Origin of the sequence: Streptomyces sp. NPDC127108, assembly GCF_042677545.1 — a bacterium.
Classification (GTDB): Bacteria; Actinomycetota; Actinomycetes; order Streptomycetales; family Streptomycetaceae; genus Streptomyces.
This window is the reverse complement of the sequence record NZ_JBHXTE010000003.1, coordinates 304446-325984: the sequence shown is the minus strand read 5'-3', so window position 1 is coordinate 325984 and position 21539 is coordinate 304446. Positions and strand designations below refer to the sequence as shown.

Annotated in this window: 23 protein-coding genes and 1 pseudogene; 9 read left to right on the top strand and 15 right to left on the bottom strand. The window is 72.6% G+C overall.

The window, feature by feature from the left end:
- Nucleotides 1-165 precede the first annotated feature (165 nt).
- Entirely contained in the window at nt 166-1272 is a 1107-nt protein-coding gene (locus ACFVHO_RS04575) for a sensor histidine kinase (protein WP_385710055.1), read from the bottom strand.
- Nucleotides 1265-1960 carry a response regulator transcription factor gene (locus ACFVHO_RS04570; RefSeq protein WP_385710052.1) on the bottom strand — a complete coding sequence of 232 codons (696 nt, stop codon included), beginning with the start codon at nt 1958-1960 and terminating at the stop codon, nt 1265-1267. Before ACFVHO_RS04570 ends, ACFVHO_RS04575 begins: the two co-directional genes overlap by 8 nt.
- An 87-nt stretch (nt 1961-2047) precedes the next feature.
- Here ACFVHO_RS04570 and ACFVHO_RS04565 point away from each other — a divergent pair, with 87 nt between their 5' ends.
- From ACFVHO_RS04565 to ACFVHO_RS04555, 3 genes are all read left to right on the top strand, one after another.
- Entirely contained in the window at nt 2048-2725 is a 678-nt protein-coding gene (locus tag ACFVHO_RS04565; RefSeq protein WP_385710050.1) for a M15 family metallopeptidase, read from the top strand.
- On the top strand, nt 2722-3831 hold the full coding sequence (locus ACFVHO_RS04560; protein WP_385710047.1) for an endonuclease/exonuclease/phosphatase family protein: 1110 nt from the start codon (nt 2722-2724) through the stop codon (nt 3829-3831). Before ACFVHO_RS04565 ends, ACFVHO_RS04560 begins: the two co-directional genes overlap by 4 nt.
- Nucleotides 3832-3927: 96 nt before the next feature.
- A complete protein-coding gene (locus ACFVHO_RS04555; protein WP_385710045.1) occupies nt 3928-4500 on the top strand; it encodes a dihydrofolate reductase family protein in 573 nt (190 codons plus the stop codon).
- A 60-nt stretch (nt 4501-4560) separates the two neighbouring features.
- Here ACFVHO_RS04555 and ACFVHO_RS04550 read toward each other — a convergent pair whose 3' ends face one another.
- The 3 genes from ACFVHO_RS04550 to ACFVHO_RS04540 form a co-directional block, all read right to left on the bottom strand.
- Nucleotides 4561-5220, bottom strand: coding sequence for a DUF5063 domain-containing protein (locus ACFVHO_RS04550; protein ID WP_385710042.1), 660 nt, complete (start codon nt 5218-5220; stop codon nt 4561-4563).
- Nucleotides 5213-5812 (bottom strand): recombination mediator RecR, encoded by a 600-nt coding sequence (recR, locus tag ACFVHO_RS04545; protein WP_016638709.1) that lies wholly within the window; start codon nt 5810-5812, stop codon nt 5213-5215. The genes ACFVHO_RS04550 and recR overlap by 8 nt, the downstream gene beginning before the upstream one ends.
- 132 nt (nt 5813-5944) lie before the next feature.
- Nucleotides 5945-6286, bottom strand: coding sequence for a YbaB/EbfC family nucleoid-associated protein (locus ACFVHO_RS04540; RefSeq protein ID WP_087885156.1), 342 nt, complete (start codon nt 6284-6286; stop codon nt 5945-5947).
- Nucleotides 6287-6574: 288 nt separating this feature from the next.
- Between ACFVHO_RS04540 and ACFVHO_RS04535 the strand changes: the two genes are divergently transcribed.
- Nucleotides 6575-7318, top strand: coding sequence for an SLATT domain-containing protein (locus ACFVHO_RS04535; protein WP_385710115.1), 744 nt, complete (start codon nt 6575-6577; stop codon nt 7316-7318).
- A gap of 156 nt (nt 7319-7474) precedes the next feature.
- On the opposite strand, the gene ACFVHO_RS04530 is transcribed toward ACFVHO_RS04535, so the two are convergent.
- The 5 genes from ACFVHO_RS04530 to ACFVHO_RS04510 form a co-directional block, all read right to left on the bottom strand.
- Nucleotides 7475-8125, bottom strand: coding sequence for a hypothetical protein (locus ACFVHO_RS04530; protein ID WP_190117960.1), 651 nt, complete (start codon nt 8123-8125; stop codon nt 7475-7477).
- A gap of 100 nt (nt 8126-8225) precedes the next feature.
- Complete coding sequence (locus ACFVHO_RS04525; RefSeq protein ID WP_385710039.1) at nt 8226-10673, bottom strand: dolichyl-phosphate beta-glucosyltransferase; 2448 nt, start codon at nt 10671-10673, stop codon at nt 8226-8228.
- On the bottom strand, nt 10670-11425 hold the full coding sequence (locus ACFVHO_RS04520) for a GntR family transcriptional regulator (RefSeq protein WP_385710036.1): 756 nt from the start codon (nt 11423-11425) through the stop codon (nt 10670-10672). Before ACFVHO_RS04520 ends, ACFVHO_RS04525 begins: the two co-directional genes overlap by 4 nt.
- Before the next feature lie 335 nt (nt 11426-11760).
- A complete protein-coding gene (locus tag ACFVHO_RS04515; RefSeq protein WP_385710034.1) occupies nt 11761-13119 on the bottom strand; it encodes an aspartate aminotransferase family protein in 1359 nt (452 codons plus the stop codon).
- A gap of 278 nt (nt 13120-13397) precedes the next feature.
- Entirely contained in the window at nt 13398-13955 is a 558-nt protein-coding gene (locus ACFVHO_RS04510; RefSeq protein ID WP_385710031.1) for a hypothetical protein, read from the bottom strand.
- A gap of 124 nt (nt 13956-14079) precedes the next feature.
- Here ACFVHO_RS04510 and ACFVHO_RS04505 point away from each other — a divergent pair.
- Nucleotides 14080-14805: pseudogene (locus ACFVHO_RS04505) on the top strand (response regulator transcription factor); the annotation flags it as partial.
- A gap of 146 nt (nt 14806-14951) precedes the next feature.
- Nucleotides 14952-16454: a sensor histidine kinase gene (locus ACFVHO_RS04500; protein ID WP_385710028.1), complete on the top strand. Its 1503-nt coding sequence runs from the start codon at nt 14952-14954 to the stop codon at nt 16452-16454.
- A 55-nt stretch (nt 16455-16509) separates the two neighbouring features.
- On the opposite strand, the gene ACFVHO_RS04495 is transcribed toward ACFVHO_RS04500, so the two are convergent.
- Nucleotides 16510-17307, bottom strand: coding sequence for a VTC domain-containing protein (locus ACFVHO_RS04495; protein ID WP_385710026.1), 798 nt, complete (start codon nt 17305-17307; stop codon nt 16510-16512).
- Nucleotides 17304-17921, bottom strand: coding sequence for a DUF4956 domain-containing protein (locus ACFVHO_RS04490; protein ID WP_385710024.1), 618 nt, complete (start codon nt 17919-17921; stop codon nt 17304-17306). Before ACFVHO_RS04490 ends, ACFVHO_RS04495 begins: the two co-directional genes overlap by 4 nt.
- Nucleotides 17922-18053: 132 nt before the next feature.
- Here ACFVHO_RS04490 and ACFVHO_RS04485 point away from each other — a divergent pair, with 132 nt between their 5' ends.
- Entirely contained in the window at nt 18054-18650 is a 597-nt protein-coding gene (locus tag ACFVHO_RS04485) for a DJ-1/PfpI family protein (protein ID WP_385710021.1), read from the top strand.
- Complete coding sequence (locus tag ACFVHO_RS04480; protein WP_385710019.1) at nt 18647-19207, top strand: MarR family winged helix-turn-helix transcriptional regulator; 561 nt, start codon at nt 18647-18649, stop codon at nt 19205-19207. The genes ACFVHO_RS04485 and ACFVHO_RS04480 overlap by 4 nt, the downstream gene beginning before the upstream one ends.
- Nucleotides 19208-19217: 10 nt before the next feature.
- Here the strand turns inward: ACFVHO_RS04480 and ACFVHO_RS04475 are convergent, their stop codons facing one another.
- Nucleotides 19218-20240 (bottom strand): zinc-binding dehydrogenase, encoded by a 1023-nt coding sequence (locus ACFVHO_RS04475; RefSeq protein WP_385710016.1) that lies wholly within the window; start codon nt 20238-20240, stop codon nt 19218-19220.
- Nucleotides 20241-20301: 61 nt separating this feature from the next.
- Between ACFVHO_RS04475 and ACFVHO_RS04470 the strand changes: the two genes are divergently transcribed.
- Nucleotides 20302-20610 (top strand): ArsR/SmtB family transcription factor, encoded by a 309-nt coding sequence (locus tag ACFVHO_RS04470; protein WP_385710013.1) that lies wholly within the window; start codon nt 20302-20304, stop codon nt 20608-20610.
- An 84-nt stretch (nt 20611-20694) separates the two neighbouring features.
- Here ACFVHO_RS04470 and ACFVHO_RS04465 read toward each other — a convergent pair whose 3' ends face one another.
- Together ACFVHO_RS04465 and ACFVHO_RS04460 are read right to left on the bottom strand one after the other, a co-directional pair.
- The gene (locus tag ACFVHO_RS04465; RefSeq protein ID WP_385710010.1) at nt 20695-20868 is read right to left on the bottom strand and encodes a hypothetical protein; all 174 of its coding nucleotides are present in this window, start codon (nt 20866-20868) and stop codon (nt 20695-20697) included.
- Nucleotides 20865-21380: a hypothetical protein gene (locus tag ACFVHO_RS04460; RefSeq protein WP_385710007.1), complete on the bottom strand. Its 516-nt coding sequence runs from the start codon at nt 21378-21380 to the stop codon at nt 20865-20867. The genes ACFVHO_RS04465 and ACFVHO_RS04460 overlap by 4 nt, the downstream gene beginning before the upstream one ends.
- Nucleotides 21381-21539 lie beyond the last annotated feature (159 nt).

Sequence of the window (21539 nt, the reverse complement as noted above, 5' to 3'; positions counted from 1 at the left end):
CTGCGGTCGGCTCAGTCTAACGAGCGGCCGAATTCCGCCCCGCGAGTATCAGATCGTGAGATGCCCCGCTCACGCCTTGATCAACACGGTGGCTCCCTGTCCTCCGGCCGCTCCGGGGAGTCCTCTGCCCGCTGCGGACCGGGACACTCCGGAAAGTGGGACGCGTCACACGGGCGGTACGGCCTTCGGCTCCGGCCCCCTCGGCAGCTCCACCGTGACGCGGAGCCCCCCGTCGGGGCGCGGAGCGAGGGTCAGGGTGCCGTCGTGCGCGTGGGTGATGGTCTTGACGATGGCGAGGCCCAGGCCGAGGCCCGCGTGGTCGGTGGCGTGCAGGCGTTCGGCGCCGCGCTGGAAGGGTTCGGTGAGGGTCGCGGCCAGCTCGGCGGAAAGCTTCTCGCCGGTGTTCTCGACGGTGAGCGCCACGGTCCTCGGGCGGAGGCCGGTGGTGACCCAGACGGTGCCGTGTCGGGGCAGGTTGTGGACGATCGCGTTGTGCACGAGGTTCGTGGTCAGCTGGAGCAGGAGCGCCTGCGATCCGGTCGTGGGGGTGATGTCGCCGGAGGTCTCCAGGGCGACGCCGCGCTTCTCCGCGAGGGGCAGGAGCGTCTCGGTGGCCTCCTCCGCCATGAGGGACAGGTCGACGTGTTCCCGGGTGAAGGAGCGCTGGTCGGCTCGGCTGAGCAGGAGCAGGGCCTCGGTGAGGTCGATGGCCCGGGTGTTGACGGTGCGGAGGCGGTCGATGATCTCGCCCCGGTCGTGGTCGGGGTCGGTGCGGGCCACGTCGAGCAGCGTCTTGGAGACGGCGAGCGGGGTGCGCAGTTCGTGCGAGGCGTTGGCGGCGAACCTCCGCTGTTCGCCGACGTGCGCTTCGAGGCGTTCCAGCATCGTGTCGAAGGCGTCGGCGAGTTCGCGGAACTCGTCCTTGCGGCCGGGCAGCCGGATGCGGTGGGAGAGGGATCCGTCGGTGGCCACGCGGGTGGCGTCCGTGATGCGAGTCAGAGGGGAGAGCATGCGGCCGGCGAGGAACCATCCGCCCACGAGCCCGAAGACCAGAAGGAACACCATGACCGCGGCCGCCGTCGGCCCGAAGCCGCGCACGAGCTCGGTCCCCGGACCCTTTCTCCACGCCCCCTGATCGTTGGTCCCCAACCATCCCTGGCGCAGCAGGAAGAACCCCGCGGCGCCGATCAGCAGCGCCCCCGCGAGCATGACGAACCCGGCGTAGCTGAGGGTGAGCTTGAGGCGGACGCTCAGGCCGGGCCGCCTATCCACGGCCGCCGCCCCCATGCCCGGCGCCGGGCTGCGCGTCGATGCGGTAGCCGACACCCGGCACCGTGGCGATGACCCAGGGTTCGCCGAGCCGCTTGCGCAGCGCCGAGACGGTGATGCGCACGGCGTTGGTGAACGGGTCGGCGTTCTCGTCCCACGCGCGCTCCAGGAGCTCCTCGGCGCTGACGACACCGCCTCCGGCGGCGACGAGGACTTCGAGGACCGCGAACTGCTTGCGGGTGAGGGCGACGTAGCGGTCGTCGCGGTAGACCTCGCGACGGAACGGGTCGAGGCGCAGCCCCGCGATCTCCTGCACCGGCGGCCTGTTGTGGGCGCGCCTGCGGTCGAGGGCCCTGAGCCTGAGCGCGAGTTCCCTGAGCTCGAAGGGTTTCGTGAGGTAGTCGTCGGCGCCGAGTTCGAACCCGGACGCCTTGTCGTCGAGCCGGTCGGCCGCGGTGAGCATGAGGACGGGCATGCCGCTGCCGGAGGCGACGATGCGCCTGGCGATCTCGTCGCCGGAAGGACCGGGCACGTCACGGTCCAGTACGGCGATGTCGTACGCGTTGACGCTCAGGAGCTCCAGGGCGGTGTCGCCGTCGCCCGCGATGTCGGCCGCGATCGCCTCCAGACGCAGGCCGTCGCGGATGGCCTCCGCCAGATAGGGCTCGTCCTCGACGATCAGCACACGCATGACATCGACGCTACAAGCCGCCGCATATCGTCGGCATATCAAAAACCGCATACCCGGCGGCAACACCGCGCTTCCTTCACTGGCGGTATGACTCGAACCCCGCCGTCGGCGCGCATGTCCCACCGCCCGCCCCCTCGCATCCGACCGCTCCTCGTCATCGGCCTGTTAGTGGCCATAACGGTGGCCACCGCGATCCTCGTCCAGCAGACGCAGCGATCCTCTTCCTCTTCTTCCTCGTCCTGGCTGCCGCCCCCGGCCTCCTCCGGGGCGTCCCCGAACGGCGCTGCTCGCGGTGAGGTCCGCGGTCAGCTCGACGAGTCCGACGGTGTCGTCCCCGACCACGTGACGGTCTACGACGACGGGATACCGGCCGTGGCCAAGCTCGACGCGGACCTGCGCGGCGCCCTCCGCGAGGCGGCGGGGGACGCCGCGGACGACGACGTCGACTTCTACGTCAACAGCGGCTGGCGCTCCCCGGACTACCAGAACCAGCTCCTGCGCGAGGCCATCGCCAAGTACGGCTCGAAGGACGAGGCCGCCCGCTGGGTGGCCACCCCGTCGACGTCGCCGCACGTGGCGGGCGACGCGGTCGACATCGGGGACTCCGACGCCCAGGAGTGGCTGTCCGAGCACGGCGCCGCGTACGGGCTGTGCCAGATCTACCGCAACGAAGCGTGGCACTACGAACTGCGCACCGAGGCCACCGACGAGGGCTGCCCGCGCATGTACGCCGACCCCACCGAGGACCCGAGGACACGGCAGTGACCAGCACCATCACGAACACAGCCACAGACACCGGCACAGACACGAACACCGGCACCGGCACCGGCACCCGGACCAGCACCGCCGCCCCGCCCTGGCGCACCGCCCTCCACCGGGCGAAGCGCGCCTGCTCCCGGCCGGACCCCTGGAAGCGCGGCCCCCTCCTCACGGCCCTCGCGCTGCTGCTCGGCCTGTTCCTGCTCCTGCACGCGCGGATACCGAACCGGATCGGGAACGTCGGCAGCCTGGTGGAGACCTTCCTGCCGTGGTTCGGCCTGTTCGTCCCCGTGCTCCTCGCCGGGGCGCTCTGGCGCCGCTCCGCCGCCGCGCTGTGCGCGCTGCTGCTGCCCGTCACGGTGTGGCTGAACCTCTTCGGCGGGCTGCTCGGCGACAAGTCCCACGCGGGCGGCGACCTCACCGTGGTCAGCCACAACGTCGGCGCCGACAACCCCGACCCGGCGGGCACCGCCCGCGACCTGGCCGCCTCCGACGCCGACGTACTGGCCCTGGAGGAGATCACCCCGCAGGCGAAGCCGCTGTACGAGAAGGCGCTGGCGAAGGCGTATCCGCACCACACGGTCCAGGGCACGGTCGGGCTGTGGAGCAAGCTGCCGCTGTCGGACACCCGGCCGGTCGACACCGAGCAGGACGTCGGGCCGCTGGGCGACGCCAAACCGGCCGACGTCACGCTGGCGGCCACCCGGGCGCTGCGCACCACGGTGGCCACGGACCAGGGCCCGCTGGCGGTGTACGTGGCCCACCTGGGGTCCGTGCGGGTGGTTCCCGGGGACGGCTTCGCGACCGAGAGCCGGGACCGCGGGGCGAAGGCGCTCGCCGAGGCCGTCGCGGCCGAGCGCAACGAGCGGATGGTGCTGCTCGGCGACCTGAACGGCACCATGGACGACCGCGCGTTCGGGGACCTCACCGCACGGATGGACTCGGCCCAGGAGACGGCCGGGGGCGGCTTCGGCTTCACCTGGCCGGCGAAGTTCCCGATCGCCCGGATCGACCAGATCCTGGTCCGCGGCGTGCGGGCGCAGGGCTCCTGGGTGCTGCCCGCCACCGGCAGCGACCATCTGCCGGTGGCCGCCGGGATCGACTACCGATGAGTTTTTCCGTGGCGCCCGGTCTGAGAGGTCAGAGATCATGCCGGGAACCGGACGCCGAGTCCGGGACCCTCCGGACCGAGCTACCGAGGACCTTCGATGCGCACTCTGATCAGCACCGCTTTCATCTCGCTCGACGGCGTCGTCGAGGCCCCGGGCGGCGAGCCCGGCTACCGGAACTCCGGGTGGACCTTCAAGGACGTCGAGTTCCTGCCCGAGGCGTTCGAGATCAAGGGCCGGGAACAGGGCGAGGCCACCGCGATACTGCTCGGCCGGACCAGCTACGAGGCGTTCAGCCCCGTGTGGCCCGACATGGCGGAGTTCGCCGACTACAAGCAGATGCCGAAGTACGTCGTCTCCACGACCCTCGCCGAGGACGACCTGGTGACGAACTGGGGCGAGACCACGATCCTGCGCTCGCTCGACGAGGTCGCCGCGCTGAAGGAGACCGAGGGCGGCCCGATCATCGTCCACGGCAGCGCCACCCTGAACCAGGCGCTCTCGGACGCGGGCCTGATCGACCGCTACCACCTGCTCGTCTTCCCGCTCCTCCTCGGCGCGGGCAAGCGGCTCTTCAGCGGCACGGACAAGGACACCCAGAAGCTGAAGCTCGTCGAGCACGAGGCCTACGCCAACGGGCTGCAGAAGAACGTCTTCGACGTCGTCCGCTAGGGCCTGCCGGGAGTGGGCCGGGAGTGACCCGGCGGGCGCCGGTCCACTCCCAGCACGCGCCTAGGTCGCGGGGCGCAGCCCCAGCGGGCCCGCGATCTCCTCGGCCATGACCTTGCCCGCCTCCTCTGCGAGGGCGTCCTCCATCAGGTCCTCGTCGGTGTCCAGGCCGTTGAGGTCCTCAAGGGGCTGGTTCAGCCGGACGTGCGCGACCAGGGACTGCAGGGCGCGCAGGGAGGCGGACGCGGTGGAGCCCCAGTTGGAGAAGTAGGAGAACTGCCACCACCACAGGGCCTCCGTGGTGCGGCCCTCGCGGTAGTGGGCGAGGCCGTGGCGGAGGTCGGTGAGGACGTCGGCCAGGTCGTCGGAGATCCGGCAGGCGACGGGGGCCTTGCGGGGCTCGTAGGGGTCGAAGACCTCGGAGTAGACGTCGATGGGGTCGAGCAGCCGGGCCAGGCTCTCGCGGAGGTCGTCGACGTCCGCCTCCGGGCCGAGGTCCGGTTCGTAGCGCTCGTCGGGGACGATGTCCTCGTGCGCGCCGAGGCGGCCGCCCGCGAGCAGCAGCTGGGAGACCTCCAGGAGCAGGAAGGGGACGGCCGAGTCCGGCTCGTCGCCCTTGGCGATCTCCGTGACCGCGACGATGAAGCTCTCGATCTGGTCCGAGATCTGGACGGCGAAGTCGTCCGGGTCCTGGGTGATCGCGTGCAGCGTGGCGTCAGACATCTAGGAGTCGTCTCCCCTCGAAAGCGCGGCCCAGGGTGACCTCGTCCGCGTATTCCAGATCTCCCCCGACCGGGAGTCCGCTGGCCAGTCGGGTCACTTTCAGGCCCATGGGCTTGATCATGCGCGCGAGGTACGTCGCCGTCGCCTCGCCCTCCAGGTTCGGGTCGGTGGCCAGGATCAGCTCCGTGACCGTGCCGTCGGCGAGGCGCGCGAGGAGTTCCCTTATCCGCAGGTCGTCCGGGCCGACGCCCTCGATCGGGCTGATCGCGCCGCCGAGCACGTGGTACCGGCCGCGGAACTCGCGGGTCCGCTCGATCGCCACGACGTCCTTCGGCTCCTCCACCACACAGATGACGGAGGGGTCGCGGCGCGGGTCGCGGCAGATGTTGCACAGCTCTTCCTGCGCGACGTTCCCGCAGGTCGCGCAGAAGCGGACCTTGTCCTTGACCTCGAGGAGGGCGTGCGCGAGCCGACGGACGTCGGTGGGCTCGGCCTGGAGGATGTGGAAGGCGATCCGCTGCGCGCTCTTGGGACCGACGCCGGGCAGCCTGCCCAGTTCGTCGATGAGGTCCTGGACCACGCCTTCGTACACGGATTGCCTTCCTGTTTCCGGCCGCCGGGCTCGGATCGCCGGGTCTTCAGTCTTCGGGGCTCAGGGAGCTTTCGTACGTACCGTAGTTGGCCGTCGGCTTACTTAGAAGGGAACCGCGGGCCGCAACGGCTGTCAGAACGGCAGGCCGGGGATGCCGCCGCCGCCCAGACCCTGGGCGAGGGGGCCCAGCTTCTGCTGCTGCAGCGCCTGGGCGTTCTCGTTCGCCGCCTGCACCGCCGCCACCACCAGGTCCGCGAGGGTCTCCGTGTCGTCGGGGTCCACCGCCTTCGGGTCGATCACGAGGCCGCGCAGCTCACCCGAGCCGTTGACCGTCGCCTTGACGAGGCCGCCGCCCGCCTGGCCCTCGACCTCGGTCCGCGCGAGCTCCTCCTGCGCCTTGGCGAGGTCCTGCTGCATCTTCTGGGCCTGCTGGAGCAGCTGCTGCATGTTGGGCTGGCCACCACCGGGGATCACGATCAGCTCCTGGTTCCTCTGGTCCGTATGGCGGGATTTTCCCGTCTGGCACGAGCCTACGTGGTCACTGCCGCACGCGCCCCAGCACTCCGGCCGCCACTCTTTCGGGTGAGATTGCCCCAGCTCCTATACCTGATCAAGCGCCCCTTCCGGGCGGAAAAGCCGCGAAAACTGCCGCATAGCCACCCATTGGGCGGTAGGACTGGACGCCGCGCAGCGGCACCAGCCAATTACGTTGCGCCACCTATGCGGAAGCCGAGGGAGTGCCGGGTGAGCCACCAGCCGGAGATGCAGCCTGAGGGGGTGCCCCACGACGGGGACGGGGCCGGTGCGGGGATGCCCGGGGCGGCGCCCGGTGACCTGGTGGGGCGGTCGTTTCCGCAGGGCGACTGGGGAGAGCCCGCCGAGCGCCTCGACGAGCTGTACCGGTGGGTGGAGCGGGGGGCGCTCGACACCGCCGGGTGGTATCTGCGCGACCGCACGCGCAAGCGGCTCGGGGCGCGGCTGCTGCGGGGCGGGGCGGCGCTCGGGGCCGCGGGGGCGGGGGTGCTTCCGCTGCTCGATCTCGCCGGGGGCGCGGAGGGTGTGGCCACCTGGGGATTCGTTTCGCTGCTCGCCGGGGTGGCGTGCGTGGGGTGCGACCGGTTCTTCGGGCTCACCTCCGGGTGGATGCGGGACGTCGCCACCGCGCAGGCCGTGCAGCGGCGGTTGCAGGTGCTGCAGTTCGACTGGGCTTCGGAGAGCGTGCGGGAGGTGCTCGGGCCCACGGAGGGGACCGCCAGTGAGGCGGCCGAGCGGTGTCTCGGGGTGTTGCGGCGCTTCACCGAGGACGTGACCGAGCTGGTCCGGGCCGAGACGGCCGACTGGATGGTGGAGTTCCGGGGTGGGCCCGCGGCGCTGGTGATGCAGGGGGCCGTGCCCGGGGGTTCTGGCGGGGCGCCTCGGGAGGGCGGGGGTGGGCCCGGGCGGTTTCCGTTGCCGCCCGGGGCCCGGCCGAACATGCCTCGGCAGCGGCCGCCGGAGCCCAGGTAGGGGCCCTGCCGGGGGCTTCCCCAATCCCGCCCCTTCCCGAAACTGGGGGCTCCGCCCCCAGACCCCCGGATCGGCGCTCCGCGCCTCGTCCTCAAACGCCGGACGGGCTGACTTATCCCCAGGGCGGGCCGAGGGAAGCAGCCGCGCCGCAGGCCCTCAGCTGTAGATGATCATCGAACCCTGCGCCAGGCTCCTCGTCGTCGCCGCGTGGAGGCCCAGCCAGACGTGGCGTTCGCGGGCGAAGGGGCTTGGGTCGTGCGGGGGTGGGGTGGCTGGTTCTTCCAGGGTGGTGGGGGCCTGGGGCGGGGCCGGGGGGAGCGGGGGGTTGGCCGGGTCTATGCCGATGGCGGGGGCCACGAATTCCAGTTCGCGCAGGAGGGCCTGGGAGGAGCCCAGGGGGCCGCCGCCGGAGAGGAGTTCGTCGTTGGACAGGGGCGCGGGGAAGTCCACGGGGACGTACGCGCCCGCGTGGTCGTAGTGCCAGACCAGGTGGGACTGCTGGGCGGTGGAGTCGAACATCTCCAGGAGCTGTTCGTAGTCCCCGCCGAGCTCGTCGACGGGGGTGACCTCCAGGCCGCAGATCTTCAGGAGGTAGGCGCGGCGCAGGAAGTGCAGCGCGTCGTAGTCGAAGCCCGCGACCGGGGCCACGTCGCCGGAGAGCCCCGGCATGTACGCGTACACGGGCACCGCCGGCAGTCCCGCGTCGCCCAACGCCTTGTCGTACGTGGCGAGTTCCTCGGCGAAGGGGTTGTCGGGGCTGTGGCACAGCACGTCGACGAGCGGGACCAGCCACAGGTCGCAGGCCAAGAAATGCTCCTAGGGTCGGTGAATGGGGCCGGTGGAACGGTTCCTGCGTACACAGCTACCGTGCGTGTTGTTCCGGCAGCGTAGTGGCACCGGGGCCTGCTCAGCCTCCCCCGTGCACGTCCCAGATCCACACCCCGTCTACCCACTTTGCGCGCTGTCCAAGGAGGTCGTCGACCGTCGTGCGCAACGCCGCGTCGCCGGGCTGCGGCGCGAGGACGAGGAGGCCCGCCTTCCAGTACCGCAGGTCGACCCGGGCGGCCTCCCGCCAGGCGTCGGTGATCCGCACGGACCGGCCCGAATTGCGCACGTCCCGCAGGAGGTTGGAGGTGTTGCGGGGCGAGGCGCCGTAGATGCCGACGCGGTCGGGGCCCCAGGGTCCGTTGAAGTAGCCGCCGGGCAGCCGGAATCCCAGGTCGGCGGTGGTCTGCCAGTGCAGGGCCTCGGCGTAGGCGGGGTCGGGCAGCGGCACCGGTACGAGGGTCTCGCCGGACGCCGTGTCGACGTACCGCTTCCAGGTGCCGTCGGCGATGAACGCGGGCACCTCGGTGCGGTCGACGGCCCGGAGGGGGAGCGGGAGGAGCGGGACGAGGGCGAGGGCGACGGCGGCGAGTCCGGCGTACCGGAGGGGCCGTCCCCACATCGGCCGGCCCTCGGCCCCGCGCTCCACGAGCCGTCCCACCGCGAGTGCCACCAGCATCCCGAGGGCGGGCGCGCACACCATCGCCACCCGCGACTCGATGACCGACTCGAACAGCGGCTTGTCGGAGAGCAGCGCCCACGGTCCCGACAGCACGACGTCGGTCAGCGGGATGCGGAACTTCGGACCGAGGGAGAGGAAGGCCGCCGCGACCGCCGTGAAGGCGAGCGCCTTCACCGCCGCGCCGCGCCACAGCCACACCACGATCAGCAGGGCGAGGACGACGAGCGGCCAGCCGTAGAAGGCGTTCTGCTCGGTGGGGTTCATGGACAGGGAGGCCGCGGTGTCGGCGTCGCCCGCGAGGGAGCGCTCGGCGAAGGAGAGCAGGGCCAGCGGGCTGTTGCCCGCGTTGTCGCCGTGCAGGACGCTCTTGTAGCTCTGCGGCCCGAAGAACTGCCACCACAGCGGGAAGGCCACCAGGGGCAGGCAGACGGCGAGCCCGATGCCGATGCCCCGGGCCAGCGGGCGCCAGGCCCGACGTGCCACATCGCGGCGCACCACCGCGTACGCCACCGTGAACAGCAGCATGCCCATCGCGGCGAGCAGCAGCGGCTCCTCGCCGAGGAAGATCTGGTACGTCGCGAAGAGCCCGAGGATCACCCCGTCCCGTACGACGTTCGTGCCCTCGCAGAGGCGCAGCGCACGGTCGATGATCAGCGGGATCATGAACAGCACGATGAAGTTCGGGTGCGCGTGCGCGTGGCTGATCATCGGGGGCGCGAAGGCGGCGAGGGCCGCGCCGAGGGCGGCGGCGCCCCGGTGGCGTACCAGACGGCGGACGATCAGCCAGTACCAGGCGAAGGCCGTCGCGGCGAGGCCGAGGGTCATCGCCAGATTGAGGCTGACGGCCGGGCCGAAGAGCCAGGTGACGGGCGCGAGCGGGACGGAAAGACCGAGCATGACCGTGTTGGCCATGAGGTTCACGCCGTCGGGATACCCCTGCAGATCGGTGAACAGGGGGTTCTGCAGATGGCGCAGATTGTGCGCCGTGACCTCGAAGAACCACTCCCACTGGTTCTGGTCCTGGAGGGAGTGCGGGAGGTAGCGGTGGTCGGGGGATATCCACCGGGACGAGTACAGGACCGTCGCGAAGGCGACGAAGAGGGCGGCGACGAGGAGGTCGGCGCGGCGCACGGAGCGGATCTTGAGGGCGGACACCTCGGCGAGCACCCGGACGTAGTCGCCGGGCCTGACCTTCGAGCCCTCCTGGTGCGACCAGCGCACCGGGACCTCGGCGACCGGCCAGCCCTCCCGCCGGAAGTGGTGCAGGATCTCCACGTCGATGCCCCAGCCGCTGAGCCGGGACGCGGCGAAGGCCGCGCGGGCGCGGTCGCCGTCGAAGAGCTTGAACCCGCACTGGGTGTCGCGGATCCCGGGGACGGCGACCGTGCGTATCAGGAAGTTGCCGCCCCGGCCGAGCAGCTCGCGCAGCCGGTGCTGGTGGACGTCGATCGTCGCGCCCGGCCGCGCGCGGGAGCCGACGGCGGCGGCGTGCCCGTCGGCGAGCGCCTTCTCCAGGGCCTCCAGCTCCTCGATGGGAGCCGCCAGGTCGGCGTCCGTGACGAGCACACGACGGCCGTACGAGGCGAGGACGCCCTGGCGCAGGGCGTGGCCCTTGCCCCGGTTGCGGCCGCCGCGCAGGAGCTGGATCCGGGGGTCCGCGGCGGCGGCCTCGGCGGCGATCTCCGCCGTCCGGTCCGTGGAGCCGTCGTCGACGACGATCAGCTCCCACTGCGGGCGCCCCGTGTCGGCGGCAGCTCCGTCCAGGTAGGCGCGGATCGCGTCCAGGGTGGGGGCGAGGCGGCGTTCCTCGTTGTAGGCGGGGACGACGATGGTGAGGTCGACGGTCATGCGGGGCCCTGCGGGAGGTCGTGGCCGGGGTCGTGCCGGGCGCCGCTCCGCGGCCCCTCGGCGGCGGCCAGGCTCTCGACGAGCTCCAGCGAGTGGGCGTTGTACTCCGCCACGATCGCGTGCGCGAGGACGGCGTCGCGGCAGGTCAGGGCCTCCACGAGGTCCAGGTGCCGGGACCAGAGGCGGCCGCGCAGGTCGCCGCCGCGCTCCACCTCGCGGCGCAGGTGCGGGACCGCGCACACCCAGGACTGGACGCGCAGGCGGTGCAGGAAGTCCGAGAGGTAGGCGTTGCCGAACAGGGCGCTCAGTTCGCGCCAGAAGCGCAGGTCGTAGCCGATCAGGACGGTGAGGTCGCCGGCGGCCGCCGCGCGGGCCGCCTCCTCGCCGCGGCGGCGTACGGACACGAAGCTCGCCGCCGGTACGGCCTGGTGGGCCGCCGTCGTCGCCACCTCGCGGAAGATGGCGTCCGCGATGAGGCCTCTGGCCTGGAGCATGCCCCGGTAGTCGGCCAGCGTGTGCTCGTGCACGCGGAAGCCGCGGTGCTGCACCGAGTCCAGGAGGCCCTGCGCCGTGAGGTTCACCAGGGCCTCGCGGACCGGGGTCGCGGAGACGCCGTACTGGTCGGCTATCTCCTTCACCGTGAACTCCTGGCCCGGCACGAGGCGGCCCGCGAGGATCTCGTCGCGCAGGGCGTCGGCGATCTGCTGGCGCAGGGTGCTGCGGATGACGGCCGGGCCGTCGGGTCCGGGCATGGTGGTGGGCCTCCCCCTACGCATTTCTCTGACGTGGGCGTCCTCGCGGACGTGGGTAAGTTCTGGTCACTTACGAGCACGTCAGACTACGTGGTCGGGGTTCCCCTGCCCCATGACCGACGTCACCGTCGTCGGCGGGGGCCGTCGCCCTCGGGGTGCCCCGCCCCACACGTTACGGCTGCCGCCGACCTGGGCTGTGCCCACCCGCGCCGCCCCTGGCGGCCCAGCTGCCCACAGCGGGGTGGGCTGCCACAGCGAGGTTCGCCGCGGAGCGGCGGGGCAGGGGGCGGTGGGGTGAGCCCACACGCTCACCCCGCCCAGCCCCGGCGGCCGCGTCAGGCCACGTGGGCGTCGGCGGCGTCGAGGGCCGCGTCCAAGGCCGCGAGGCCGGCCTTCGCCTCGGGTTCCGAGATGTTGCACGGCGGCACCACGTGCGTACGGTTCATGTTCACGAACGGCCAGAGCCCCTGCGCCTTCGCGGCGGCGGCGAACGCGGCCATGGGGGCGTTCGCGTCGCCCGCGGGGTTGTAGGGGACGAGCGGCTCCCGGGTCTCCCGGTCCCGTACCAGCTCAAGGGCCCAGAACATGCCGACCCCGCGCACCTCGCCCACGCTCGGGTGCCGCTCCGCCAGCTCCCGGAGCCCGGGCCCGATGACGTCCTCGCCCATGCGGGCGGCGTGCTCGACGACGCCCTCGTCCGCCATGACGTTGATCGTCGCGACGGCGGCCGCGCAGGCCAGCGGGTGCCCGGAGTAGGTGAGCCCGCCCGGGTAGGGCCGCTTGGCGAAGGTCTCGGCGATGGCGCCGGAGATGGCGACGCCGCCGAGCGGCACGTACCCGGAGTTCACGCCCTTGGCGAAGGTCAGCAGGTCGGGGACGACGCCTTCGTAGTGGTCGACGGCGAACCACTTGCCCGTACGCCCGAAGCCCGCCATGACCTCGTCGAGGACGAGCACGATCCCGTACCGGTCGCACAGCTCGCGGACGCCCGCGAGGTAGCCGGGCGGCGGCGGCATGATCCCGGCGGTGCCGGGGATCGTCTCCAGGATGATCGCGGCGATCGTCGCCGGACCCTCGAAGGCGATGGTGTCCTCCAGGTGCGCGAGCGCGCGCTCGCACTCCTGGGCCTCGTTCTCGGAGTGGAACGGCGAGCGGTAGAGGAACGGCGCCCAGAAGCGGACGATGCCCGCCGAGCCGTTGTCGGACGGCCAGCGGCGCGGGTCACCGGTGAGGTTGATCGCGGCGGCGGTGGCGCCGTGGTACGAGCGGTACGCGGACAGGACCTTCGGGCGGCCCGTGTGCAGCCGAGCCATCCGGGTGGCGTTCTCCACGGCCTCCGCGCCGCCGTTGGTGAAGAAGATCTTGTCCAGGTCGCCGGGGGTGCGCTCCGCGATGAGGCGGGCGGCCTCGCTGCGCGCCTCCAGGGCGAAGGCGGGCGCGAACGTCGTCATCGTCGCGGCCTGCTCCTGGATCGCGGCGACGACCTTCGGGTGCTGGTAGCCGATGTTCGTGTAGACGAGTCCGCTGGTGAAGTCGAGGTACCGGTTGCCCTCGTAGTCCCAGAAGTACGAGCCTTCCGCGCCGGCCACGGCGAGCGGGGTGATGAGGTCCTGGGCGGACCAGGAGTGGAACACGTGGGCGCGGTCCGCGGCGGATACGGCTGCGCCGAGCTGCGGGTTTGGCTGAGGGGTCATGGGGCCGAGGGTAGATGTCCACTTCGTGGACGGGACATGGGCGTCCTGTCTGGCGGCCGCCGGGGAACGCGACACTTTGTCGGGCGGGGGCGCCGTACGCGGGCTTGCCCTTCCCTCGTCGTCACAGCGCTGTCGGCCTGGGGCGTGCCCCTCCCCCGACGTCATCGCACCGCCGTACTGGGCTGTGCCCACCCGTTCCGCCCTGCGGAACGACTGCCCACAGCAGGGAGAGCCGACGGTTGCCGCCCAGCAGGGGCGGAGGCCGGGGTGGGAGTGAGTCAGTCGTCGTCCGGCTCGGGGACGGCTCGGGCGCGGGGGCCGTTCGGGGTGCAGTGGATCTCGTACGTCAGGTCGGCTCGTTCGTCGTCGTCGTTGGCCTCGGCTTCCAGGTGGGCCGTGGGGGACGGGCCGCGGGTGACGTCGTCGTCTATGTGGTAGCCGTCGGCCGGGCTCCAGGAGAGGAGGTAGACGGTGCCGTCGGGGCGGCACTCCACCGTCGCCGTACCGCCGGTGAAGCGGACCGTCGAGCGTTCGGCGGCCCGCTGGGGCGGCTGCCCGGTCGGCTCGGCCGGGCGCGTACGGGAGGGCGAGGGGCGGGAGGGGAATGAGGGATGGGAGGGGCGGGAAGGGCGGGAGGACCGGGCCGGAGGGGGCGAGGCCGACGGGGAGTCCGGGGTCTCCGCGAGGGCCCGCCGCACGGCCCCCTCGTCCAGGGGCCTGCTGTGGGCGGCCCCGCCAGAATCCGCGCTGGCCAACTGCCAGGCACCCAGCGCCCCGGCCGCCGTGCCGACCGCCACCCACGCCGCCGTACCCGCGGCACTCCACCACTTGCCCACCCGCACACCTTCCCCCAGCGTTCCCTAACGTCCGGTTAAAAGCCCGGTTAAGGTCGGCCCAGGGAGCGTGATCCGGCGTGAATCGGCGGCCGATTCCCGGTGAACCCCTGGTTACCGTGGCCGCATGGCCCACCTGCTCGTCGTCGAGGACGACCCCCAACTGCGCGGCGCCCTCGTGCGTGCCCTGCGCGACAAGGGCCACGCCGTCGCGACCGCGCCCACCGGCATGACGGGGCTCGACGCGGCCGTGACCCACCGGCCGGACCTGGTCGTCCTCGACCTCGGCCTGCCCGACGTGGACGGCGCCCAGGTCCTCCGGATGCTGCGGGCGGTCAGCGACGTACCCGTCATCGTCGCCACCGCCCGCGACGAGGAACCGGAGATGGTGGCCGTCCTCGGCGACGGCGCCGACGACTACATCGTGAAGCCGTTCGGCGCCGCGCAGTTGGACGCCCGGGTGAAGGCGGTCCTGCGGCGCCTCGGCGTGGGCGCGGAGGGCGCGGAGCCGCTGCGGGTCGGCGGGCTCAGCGTCGACGTCGCCGCCCGCGAGGTGCGGCTCGACGGGGCGCCGGTCGACCTCACGCCCCGCGAGTTCGACCTGCTCGCCCATCTCGCCCGGCGCGCGGGCCAGGTCGTCTCCCGGCGTGAACTCCTCGCCGAGGTCTGGCACCAGCCGCTCGGCGGCGCCGACAAGACCGTGGACGTCCATCTGTCGTGGCTGCGGCGGAAGTTGGGCGAGACGGCTCTCGCGCCGCGCTATCTGCACACCGTGCGTACGGTCGGGGTCAAGCTCACCGCTCCGGGCGAACGGGCCCCGGGCGAGCAGGCTCCGGACAGCCCCGCGCCGGACGAACGGGCCCCGGGCGAGCAGGCTCCGGACAGCCCCGCGCCGGACGAGGGGGCGCCGGACGAACGGGCTCCGGACGACCCCGCGTCGGACGCGCGGCCCCCGGACGGCCCCGCGCCGGACGCACCCTCACCGCACGGGCCCGCCTGATGCGGCGTCGCCTCCTGCTGCTCACCGCCGCCACCACCGCCCTCGTCCTCACCGCCCTGCTCGTCCCCCTCACCCTCCTCACCCGCAGCCACGCCGCCGACCGCGCCACCGCCGAGGCCACCGCCCGCGCGCAGTGGGTGGCCCATGCGATCGGGCCCGTGCTCGCCTCGGCCGGGGAGCGGCCGACCGCCGAGCAGACCGTCGCCGGGGTCAATGGGGACGGGTTGCCCCGTACGTCGCTCGTCCTCGGGGACGGGACCGTCGTCGGACCCGGACACCGCTCCGGCGGCGGCGCCGTCACCGACGCCGTCCGGCTCGCCCGGACCGGGCGGGCGTTCACCTATGAGCCCGCGGGCGGCGGCCGTCAGGTCCTGGTGCCCGTGCACGGGGCCGCCGACGGCACCGCCGTCGTCCAAGTCACCCTCACCGAGCGGCAGTTGTACGCCGGTACGCTCACGTCCTGGCTCGTGCTCGCCGGGATCGGGGTGGGGCTCGTCCTGCTCGGCCTGCTCCTCGCCGACCGGCTGGGGGCGCGACTCGTGGGGGCCACGCGGGGGCTCGCCCGGACCGCGGACCGGCTCGCCACCGGGGACCTCACGGCTCGGGCCGAACCCGACGGGCCACCCGAACTCCGGCTCGTAGCAGGAGAGTTGAACCGGCTAGCCGGGCGCATCGACGAGTTGCTGACCGCCGAGCGGGAGAACGCCCGCGAGAACGCCGCCGACCTCGCGCATCGGTTGCGGACGCCGGTCGCCGCGTTGCGGCTCGACGCCGAGTCGTTGCGGGATCCTCGGGAGGCTCGGCGGATCGCCGAGGACGTGGCGGCGCTGGAGCGGAGCGTGGACGACGTGATCCGGCGGGCTCGGCTGCCCCTGCGCGGGGAGGAGTGCGCCGATCTTGCCGCCGTGGCGCGGGAACGCGCGGCGTTCTGGCTGCCGTTGGCCGAGGACCAGAGCCGGGACCTTCTGGTCGACGTCCCGGTACCTGGTGAACCTGCACGCCAGCGGCACCCCCGCCCGGGGCTGTGCCCACCCTCCCCCAAACTCTCGGCTTCGCTCGGCCAGGGGGCGCCCCTATCGCCCTCTGGGCGGCCCAGCTGCCCACAGAGCGGGACGGACGACGGCCATCCGCAAGGTGGAGGCGAGGTCCCCACCCCCACCTCCACCCCCGCCCGCGTCCCCATCTCCATCCCCGTCCCCCCGGACGAACTCTCCGCCGCCCTCGACGCCCTCATCGGGAACGTCCTCGACCACACCCCGCACGGCACCGCCTTCCGGATCACCGTCGAGGCGACGGCCGGAGGGGGCGCGCGGCTCACCGTCGCGGACGACGGGCCCGGGTTCCCCGACGGTTACCCGGAAGCCGCCGCCCGCGGCGCCAGCGGGGGCGGGTCCACCGGGCTCGGGCTCGACATCGCGCGACGGACGGCAGAGGACGCGGGCGGCAGCTTCACGATCGCGAGCGGCCCGACCCGCGTGACCCTCACCTTCCCGCTCGCGTGACCCGCACCGTCCCGCCCGCGTACCCCGCACCATCCCGCCCGCGGCCCCGCGCCCCTCACCTTCCCGCCCGCGGGAACACCGTCCGGACCGCCCGCGCCCAGCGGTTGACGCCGAGGTCGGGGCGGACGGCCGCGAAGCCGCCGCAGTACTTGGTGAATTCGGCGGCGCGCAGGCCGTAGCGGTGCAGGACCCGGTCGGCCTCGGTGAGGCGGCCGCGGGTCTTGGTCTCGACGAGGACGAGGCCGCTGTCGGCCGCGGCGGTGCGGCCCGTCGCCACGTCCCGCACCACGAGCGCCGCGTCGCACGTCACGCGCTGGCCGTCGGCGACGAACGTCGCGCGGCGGTAGTCCGTGACGAGGGAGGGGGCGAGTCCGTGCGGTGCCTCGATGCCGTACGACCCCCGCAGCACCCCGGCGAGGAAGCCGCGCCGGGTGTCGTCGAGGGCGTGGTCGGCGCCCTCCATCCGCTGCCGGTGCTTGACGGTCTCGCCGCGCCCGGTCTTCAGCTTGATCTCGAACTGCCGCTCCCCGCTGTCCTGGTAGACCCGCTCCCGGACGCGGTAGCGCAGCCTGCGGCCCTGGCGGTGGTCGTGGTACGTGCGCAGGGCCGGGGTGTCGTAGTACGTCGAGCTGTAGCCGAACGAGCGGCGGCCGCCGATGCTCAGGGCGCGGAACGCGCCGCCCGCCCGGCGCGGGTCGGTGAGCAGCGCCGCGAAGTCCTCGAAGATCTCCACGGGGACGAGATAGCTGTGGTCGTAGCGGGCGAGCAGTTCCGCGCGGACGTTCAGCTCGTCGAGCGAGACGGGGTGCGCGGCGAGCGCGGCACGGCTCAGGGCACGTACGGCGGGTTTCACGCGGCCTCCTTGGCGTACGGCGGGGTCACTCGTACGAACTCCTCATCGTGCGCCATTGGTTCCGGCTGACGGAAGCGGACTTCCAGCACCATGAGGTCGCGTACGTAGTCGACCTCCTGGACCGTCCAGCCGAGCGGTTCGCCGAGCCGTCGGGTGAGCTCGGCGCGGAGCGCGTCCTCCTGCCGGTACACGGCGTCGAGGGTCACCAGGGCCCGGCGGTCGCGGGCGTACAGACGCGGGTGGTCGCCGACGTACATCACCAGGAGCAGCACGCCCGAGAGGCCCGCGGCCAGCGGCAGCGAGAGCCCGGGGAGCCCGCACAGGAGGCCGAGGACGAGGGTCGTGAAGTAGTACGCGACTTCCTGGTGGCGCACCGAGTCGGAGCGGAGCCGGACGATCGACAGGACGCCGAAGAGCCCGAACCCGAGCGCGAGACCGCCGCCGCCCGACGCCTCCGACAAGGCCGCGACGACCGCGAACAGCGCGACGTTCAGGGCGAGATAGGCGGGCACCAGCTCGCGCCTGCGGTGCCGTGGGCAGAACACGGCGAAGGTCAGCAGCGAGACGGCCACGAGGTCGAGGCCGAGGTGCGCGGAGAGGGTCGAGATGTCCATGGGCGGGACGTTAGGGAGGGGCGGGTTAAGGGGACCGCCGACGCGGGTTAATCCATCGCGGGTCGATCCATCATTGACAGCACACTGTCGACATGACAGCATCCTTACATCAGCCACCGAGTGGAGGTCACCATGAGCACCACCGCCACCGTTCACCTCGCCGTCTACGACGCCCTCGCCGACTGGGAGACGGGCTACGCCACCGCCTACCTCGCCCGCGCGGGCCACACGATCCGTACGGTCGCCGCGACGCGCGAGCCCGTCACCACCGTCGGCGGCGTCCGCATCCAGCCCGACCTGACCCTCGACGAGCTGCGGGCCGAGGACAGCGAGCTGCTGATACTGCCGGGCGGGGACCTGTGGGACACGGGCGACTCGCTCGCCCCGTTCGCCCGCGCGGCCCGCACGTTCCTGGACGCGGGCGTGCCCGTGGCGGCGATCTGCGGGGCCACGGCGGGGCTCGCCAGAGAGGGGCTGCTCGACGACCGGGCGCACACCAGCGCGGTGTCGATGTACCTGGACGCGACGGGCTACAAGGGCGCGGACCACTACGTCGAGTCGGACGCCGTCACCGACGGCGACCTGATCACGGCGGGGCCGACGGAGCCGGTCGCGTTCGCCCGCGAAGTCCTCAAGCGGATGGGTGCGTTCGAGGGCGAGAAGCTGGATGCCTGGTACCGGCTCTTCCACGACTCGGACCCGACGGCGTACGAGACACTCGAGTCATGAGCAGCGAGAAGCAGGCCGGCCGGCTCGGGAACGGGGAGTCGGCCGGCGAGGGCGGGGGCGGGGCCCAGGTCGTCAACGTCACCGTCGGCGAGGGTGTCCTCGCCCGCCCCGAGCAGGACCTCCTGACCCGCACCGCCCTCGGCGTCTTCCGCCTCAACGGCCAGTTCCTCACCGTCTCCGAGGAGATGGCCCGCCCGGCCGGGCTGACCGCCGCCTGGTGGCAGGTGCTCGGCGCGGTCCTGCGCGAACCGCAGCCCGTCGCGGGGATCGCCCGCACCATGGGCATCACCCGGCAGAGCGTCCAGCGCGTGGCGGACCTCCTGGTCCGGGGCGGCCTCGCCGAGTACACCCCCAACCCGGCCCACCGCCGCGCCAAACTGCTGACCCCCACCGACGAGGGCCGCGCCGCCGTCCAGCGCATCCAGCCCGCCCACGCGGACCTCGCCACCCGCCTCAAGGAGGCCCTCGGCGAGGAACAGTTCGCGCGGACCGCGCAGACGCTGGAGCGCCTCTCCGAGGTCCTGGCGGGGCTGGAGGTGGACGTGGAGAACTCCTAGCGAAAGACTCCTAGCGAGAGGACGTTGTCCGGGGCGACGGCTCGTCCAGGGGTCGCACAGCGACGGCGATCTTGCCGCGTGGGCGTCCGCGGCCCTCGCCGACGGAGCCGCCCTCCAGCAGCGCGTGCGCCCGTGCGATGTCGGCCAGCGGCAGCACGGCGCCGATCACCGGCCGGAGTTCGCCCTGGTCGACCAGGCGGCCGAGGGCGGCGAGTTTCGCGCGGCCGGGGCTGACGAAGAGGAAGTGGTAGGTCGCGTTGACACCCCACGCGGCGAGCAGGTTCTGCGGCTCGGGGATGTCCACGATGGACACCACCCGGCCTCGGTCGGCGAGGACCTCCGGGCTGCGGGTGAGGGTGTCCCCGCCCACCGTGTCCAGTACGACGTCGACCCCGCCCAGCGCGCGGACCTGCGGCACATAGTCACCGGCCGAGAAGTCGATCGCGTGGTCGGCTCCCAGCCCGGTGACGAACTCATGATCCCTGGCCCGCGCGGTGGTCACCACCTCGGCTCCCAGCGCGCGGGCGACCTGGACGGCGGCCGAGCCGACCCCGCCCGCTCCGCCGTGCACCAGGACCCGCTCCCCGGCCCGCACCCCGGCGCGTTCGACCAGTGCCTCCCACGCCGTCACGCCCACGAGCGCGAGACCGGCGGCCTCGACGTGCGACAACCGTGCGGGCTTGCGGGCGACCAGTGCCTGGTCGACCACGTGGAACTCGGCGTAGGTCCCCTGCCCGGCGAACACCGGCGCCAGGTACCAGACCTCGTCGCCCGGCTGGAAGTCGCCCGCCCCGGGGCCGGTCTCGACCACCACGCCGGACACGTCGTTGCCGATCACCGCGGGCAGCGCGACCTGGTCGCGGTAGTCGCCGCGCCGGGTCTGCAGGTCGAGCGGGTTCACGGACGTGGCAAGGACACGCACAAGGACCTGGCCGGGTCCGGGAGTGGGCCTGGGCAGCTCGCGGGTGGCGAACGCGGCGTCCGCGCCACCGAAGCGGACGAGTTCCACCACACGCATCATCGAAGTCGACATGCGGCGAACCTAGATCGTCATATCGCGAATCGTCAATATGTACGTGCGTTACGATCACCGCGTGTTCTCGGAGGCGGAGTTGCTGGCTGTGTTCCGGGCCCTGTCCAACCCGGCCCGCCGCCAGATGCTGGTGTGGCTCAAGGAGCCGATGAGCTTCCCAGGCCAGGAGCCCGACGACGTCGAGATCGGCGTCTGCGTGACCGACATCCAGCAGCGCGCGGGCCTGGGACAGTCGACCACCTCGCAGTACCTCGCGATCCTGCGCCAAGCGGGTCTCGTGGTCGCCACCCGGCGGGGCAAGTGGACCTACTACCGCCGCGACGAGGCGAACATCGCCCGCCTCCTGGAGACCCTGCGCGACGTGTTCTAGACCCGGTGCCGTTCGGTTCAGTTCGGTCCTGCTGCGGGCGAAGGTTCCGGCGCTCTGGCCAGTACGAGAGCGGACGGGCACTGGTCAGCGCGGTGTCCTCTCCCGGGCGGCATACCGCGCGGCGCGCAGAGCGCGGCGCAGCCGGGTGCCCTTGGCGCAGTCTTCCATGGCGCCGCAGGGCCGGCACACGTCGACGTGCTGGAGCAAGAGCCGGTACAACTCCTCTGCGCGCGAGGCGGCCTGGTCAGTGGCGGTCACGACTCGATCGCCTTCAGTGTCTCGGCCGTGGACAGCAGCGCGGCGAGGTGCGCGGGATCGCACAGGTGCCCGCGGCGCTGCGGCTGGACCGCCCAGTACGTGACGGGTGAGACCTTCTTGCCGATGCGCGGCACGGCCAGGTACGTGCCGGTCCTGAGCCGGTCCGCAGGGCCCTCCCACAGCGCGTCCACTGCCACCAGTACGTAGTAGCAGCCGCTGCCCGTGCGGGTGTCGCAGATGACCGGGCCGTGCAGCCAGTCGTCCAACGTCGGCTCGACCACTTCCGCCTGGTCGCTCCCCACCGCGGCATGGACAAGCCGACCGGGGACGCGGATGGCGTCGAAGCGCTCGCCGAGGGGCAGGAGTGCGATCCCGCGGTCGGCCCACTCCGATGCTGCCTTGCGCACCACGGGGTGGGTCCTTGCGAACCAGTCGGCGATGGCGCCACGGTCGTGCGCCTGCTCCCGCGCCCTGCATTTCGGGCCTGGTGCGGGGACCGTACTCTCGCCCATGTCGACTCCTCAGTGGTCGGCCATGACCCGGGGCCGGTCGCACGGTCGCCGGGGCTTTTGTTGACCTGGCCAGCGTCCTGTGACGCTGGGTGTCGACCCGATACCCCACCGGTAATCTCACAGTGGGATGGAATCTCATCCCGTTCGTGGATACCGGGG

What these genes read in the sequence shown, in the direction of transcription:
- ACFVHO_RS04570 (WP_385710052.1), bottom strand. Translation starts at nt 1,960, where the DNA reads ATGCGTGTGCTGATCGTCGAGGACGAGCCCTATCTGGCGGAGGCCATC.
- ACFVHO_RS04565 (WP_385710050.1), top strand. Translation starts at nt 2,048, where the DNA reads ATGACTCGAACCCCGCCGTCGGCGCGCATGTCCCACCGCCCGCCCCCT.
- ACFVHO_RS04555 (WP_385710045.1), top strand. Translation starts at nt 3,928, where the DNA reads ATGCGCACTCTGATCAGCACCGCTTTCATCTCGCTCGACGGCGTCGTC.
- ACFVHO_RS04550 (WP_385710042.1), bottom strand. Translation starts at nt 5,220, where the DNA reads ATGTCTGACGCCACGCTGCACGCGATCACCCAGGACCCGGACGACTTC.
- ACFVHO_RS04535 (WP_385710115.1), top strand. Translation starts at nt 6,575, where the DNA reads ATGCAGCCTGAGGGGGTGCCCCACGACGGGGACGGGGCCGGTGCGGGG.
- ACFVHO_RS04525 (WP_385710039.1), bottom strand. Translation starts at nt 10,673, where the DNA reads ATGACCGTCGACCTCACCATCGTCGTCCCCGCCTACAACGAGGAACGC.
- ACFVHO_RS04520 (WP_385710036.1), bottom strand. Translation starts at nt 11,425, where the DNA reads ATGCCCGGACCCGACGGCCCGGCCGTCATCCGCAGCACCCTGCGCCAG.
- ACFVHO_RS04515 (WP_385710034.1), bottom strand. Translation starts at nt 13,119, where the DNA reads ATGACCCCTCAGCCAAACCCGCAGCTCGGCGCAGCCGTATCCGCCGCG.
- ACFVHO_RS04500 (WP_385710028.1), top strand. Translation starts at nt 14,952, where the DNA reads ATGCGGCGTCGCCTCCTGCTGCTCACCGCCGCCACCACCGCCCTCGTC.
- ACFVHO_RS04490 (WP_385710024.1), bottom strand. Translation starts at nt 17,921, where the DNA reads ATGGACATCTCGACCCTCTCCGCGCACCTCGGCCTCGACCTCGTGGCC.
- ACFVHO_RS04485 (WP_385710021.1), top strand. Translation starts at nt 18,054, where the DNA reads ATGAGCACCACCGCCACCGTTCACCTCGCCGTCTACGACGCCCTCGCC.
- ACFVHO_RS04480 (WP_385710019.1), top strand. Translation starts at nt 18,647, where the DNA reads ATGAGCAGCGAGAAGCAGGCCGGCCGGCTCGGGAACGGGGAGTCGGCC.
- ACFVHO_RS04475 (WP_385710016.1), bottom strand. Translation starts at nt 20,240, where the DNA reads ATGTCGACTTCGATGATGCGTGTGGTGGAACTCGTCCGCTTCGGTGGC.
- ACFVHO_RS04460 (WP_385710007.1), bottom strand. Translation starts at nt 21,380, where the DNA reads ATGGGCGAGAGTACGGTCCCCGCACCAGGCCCGAAATGCAGGGCGCGG.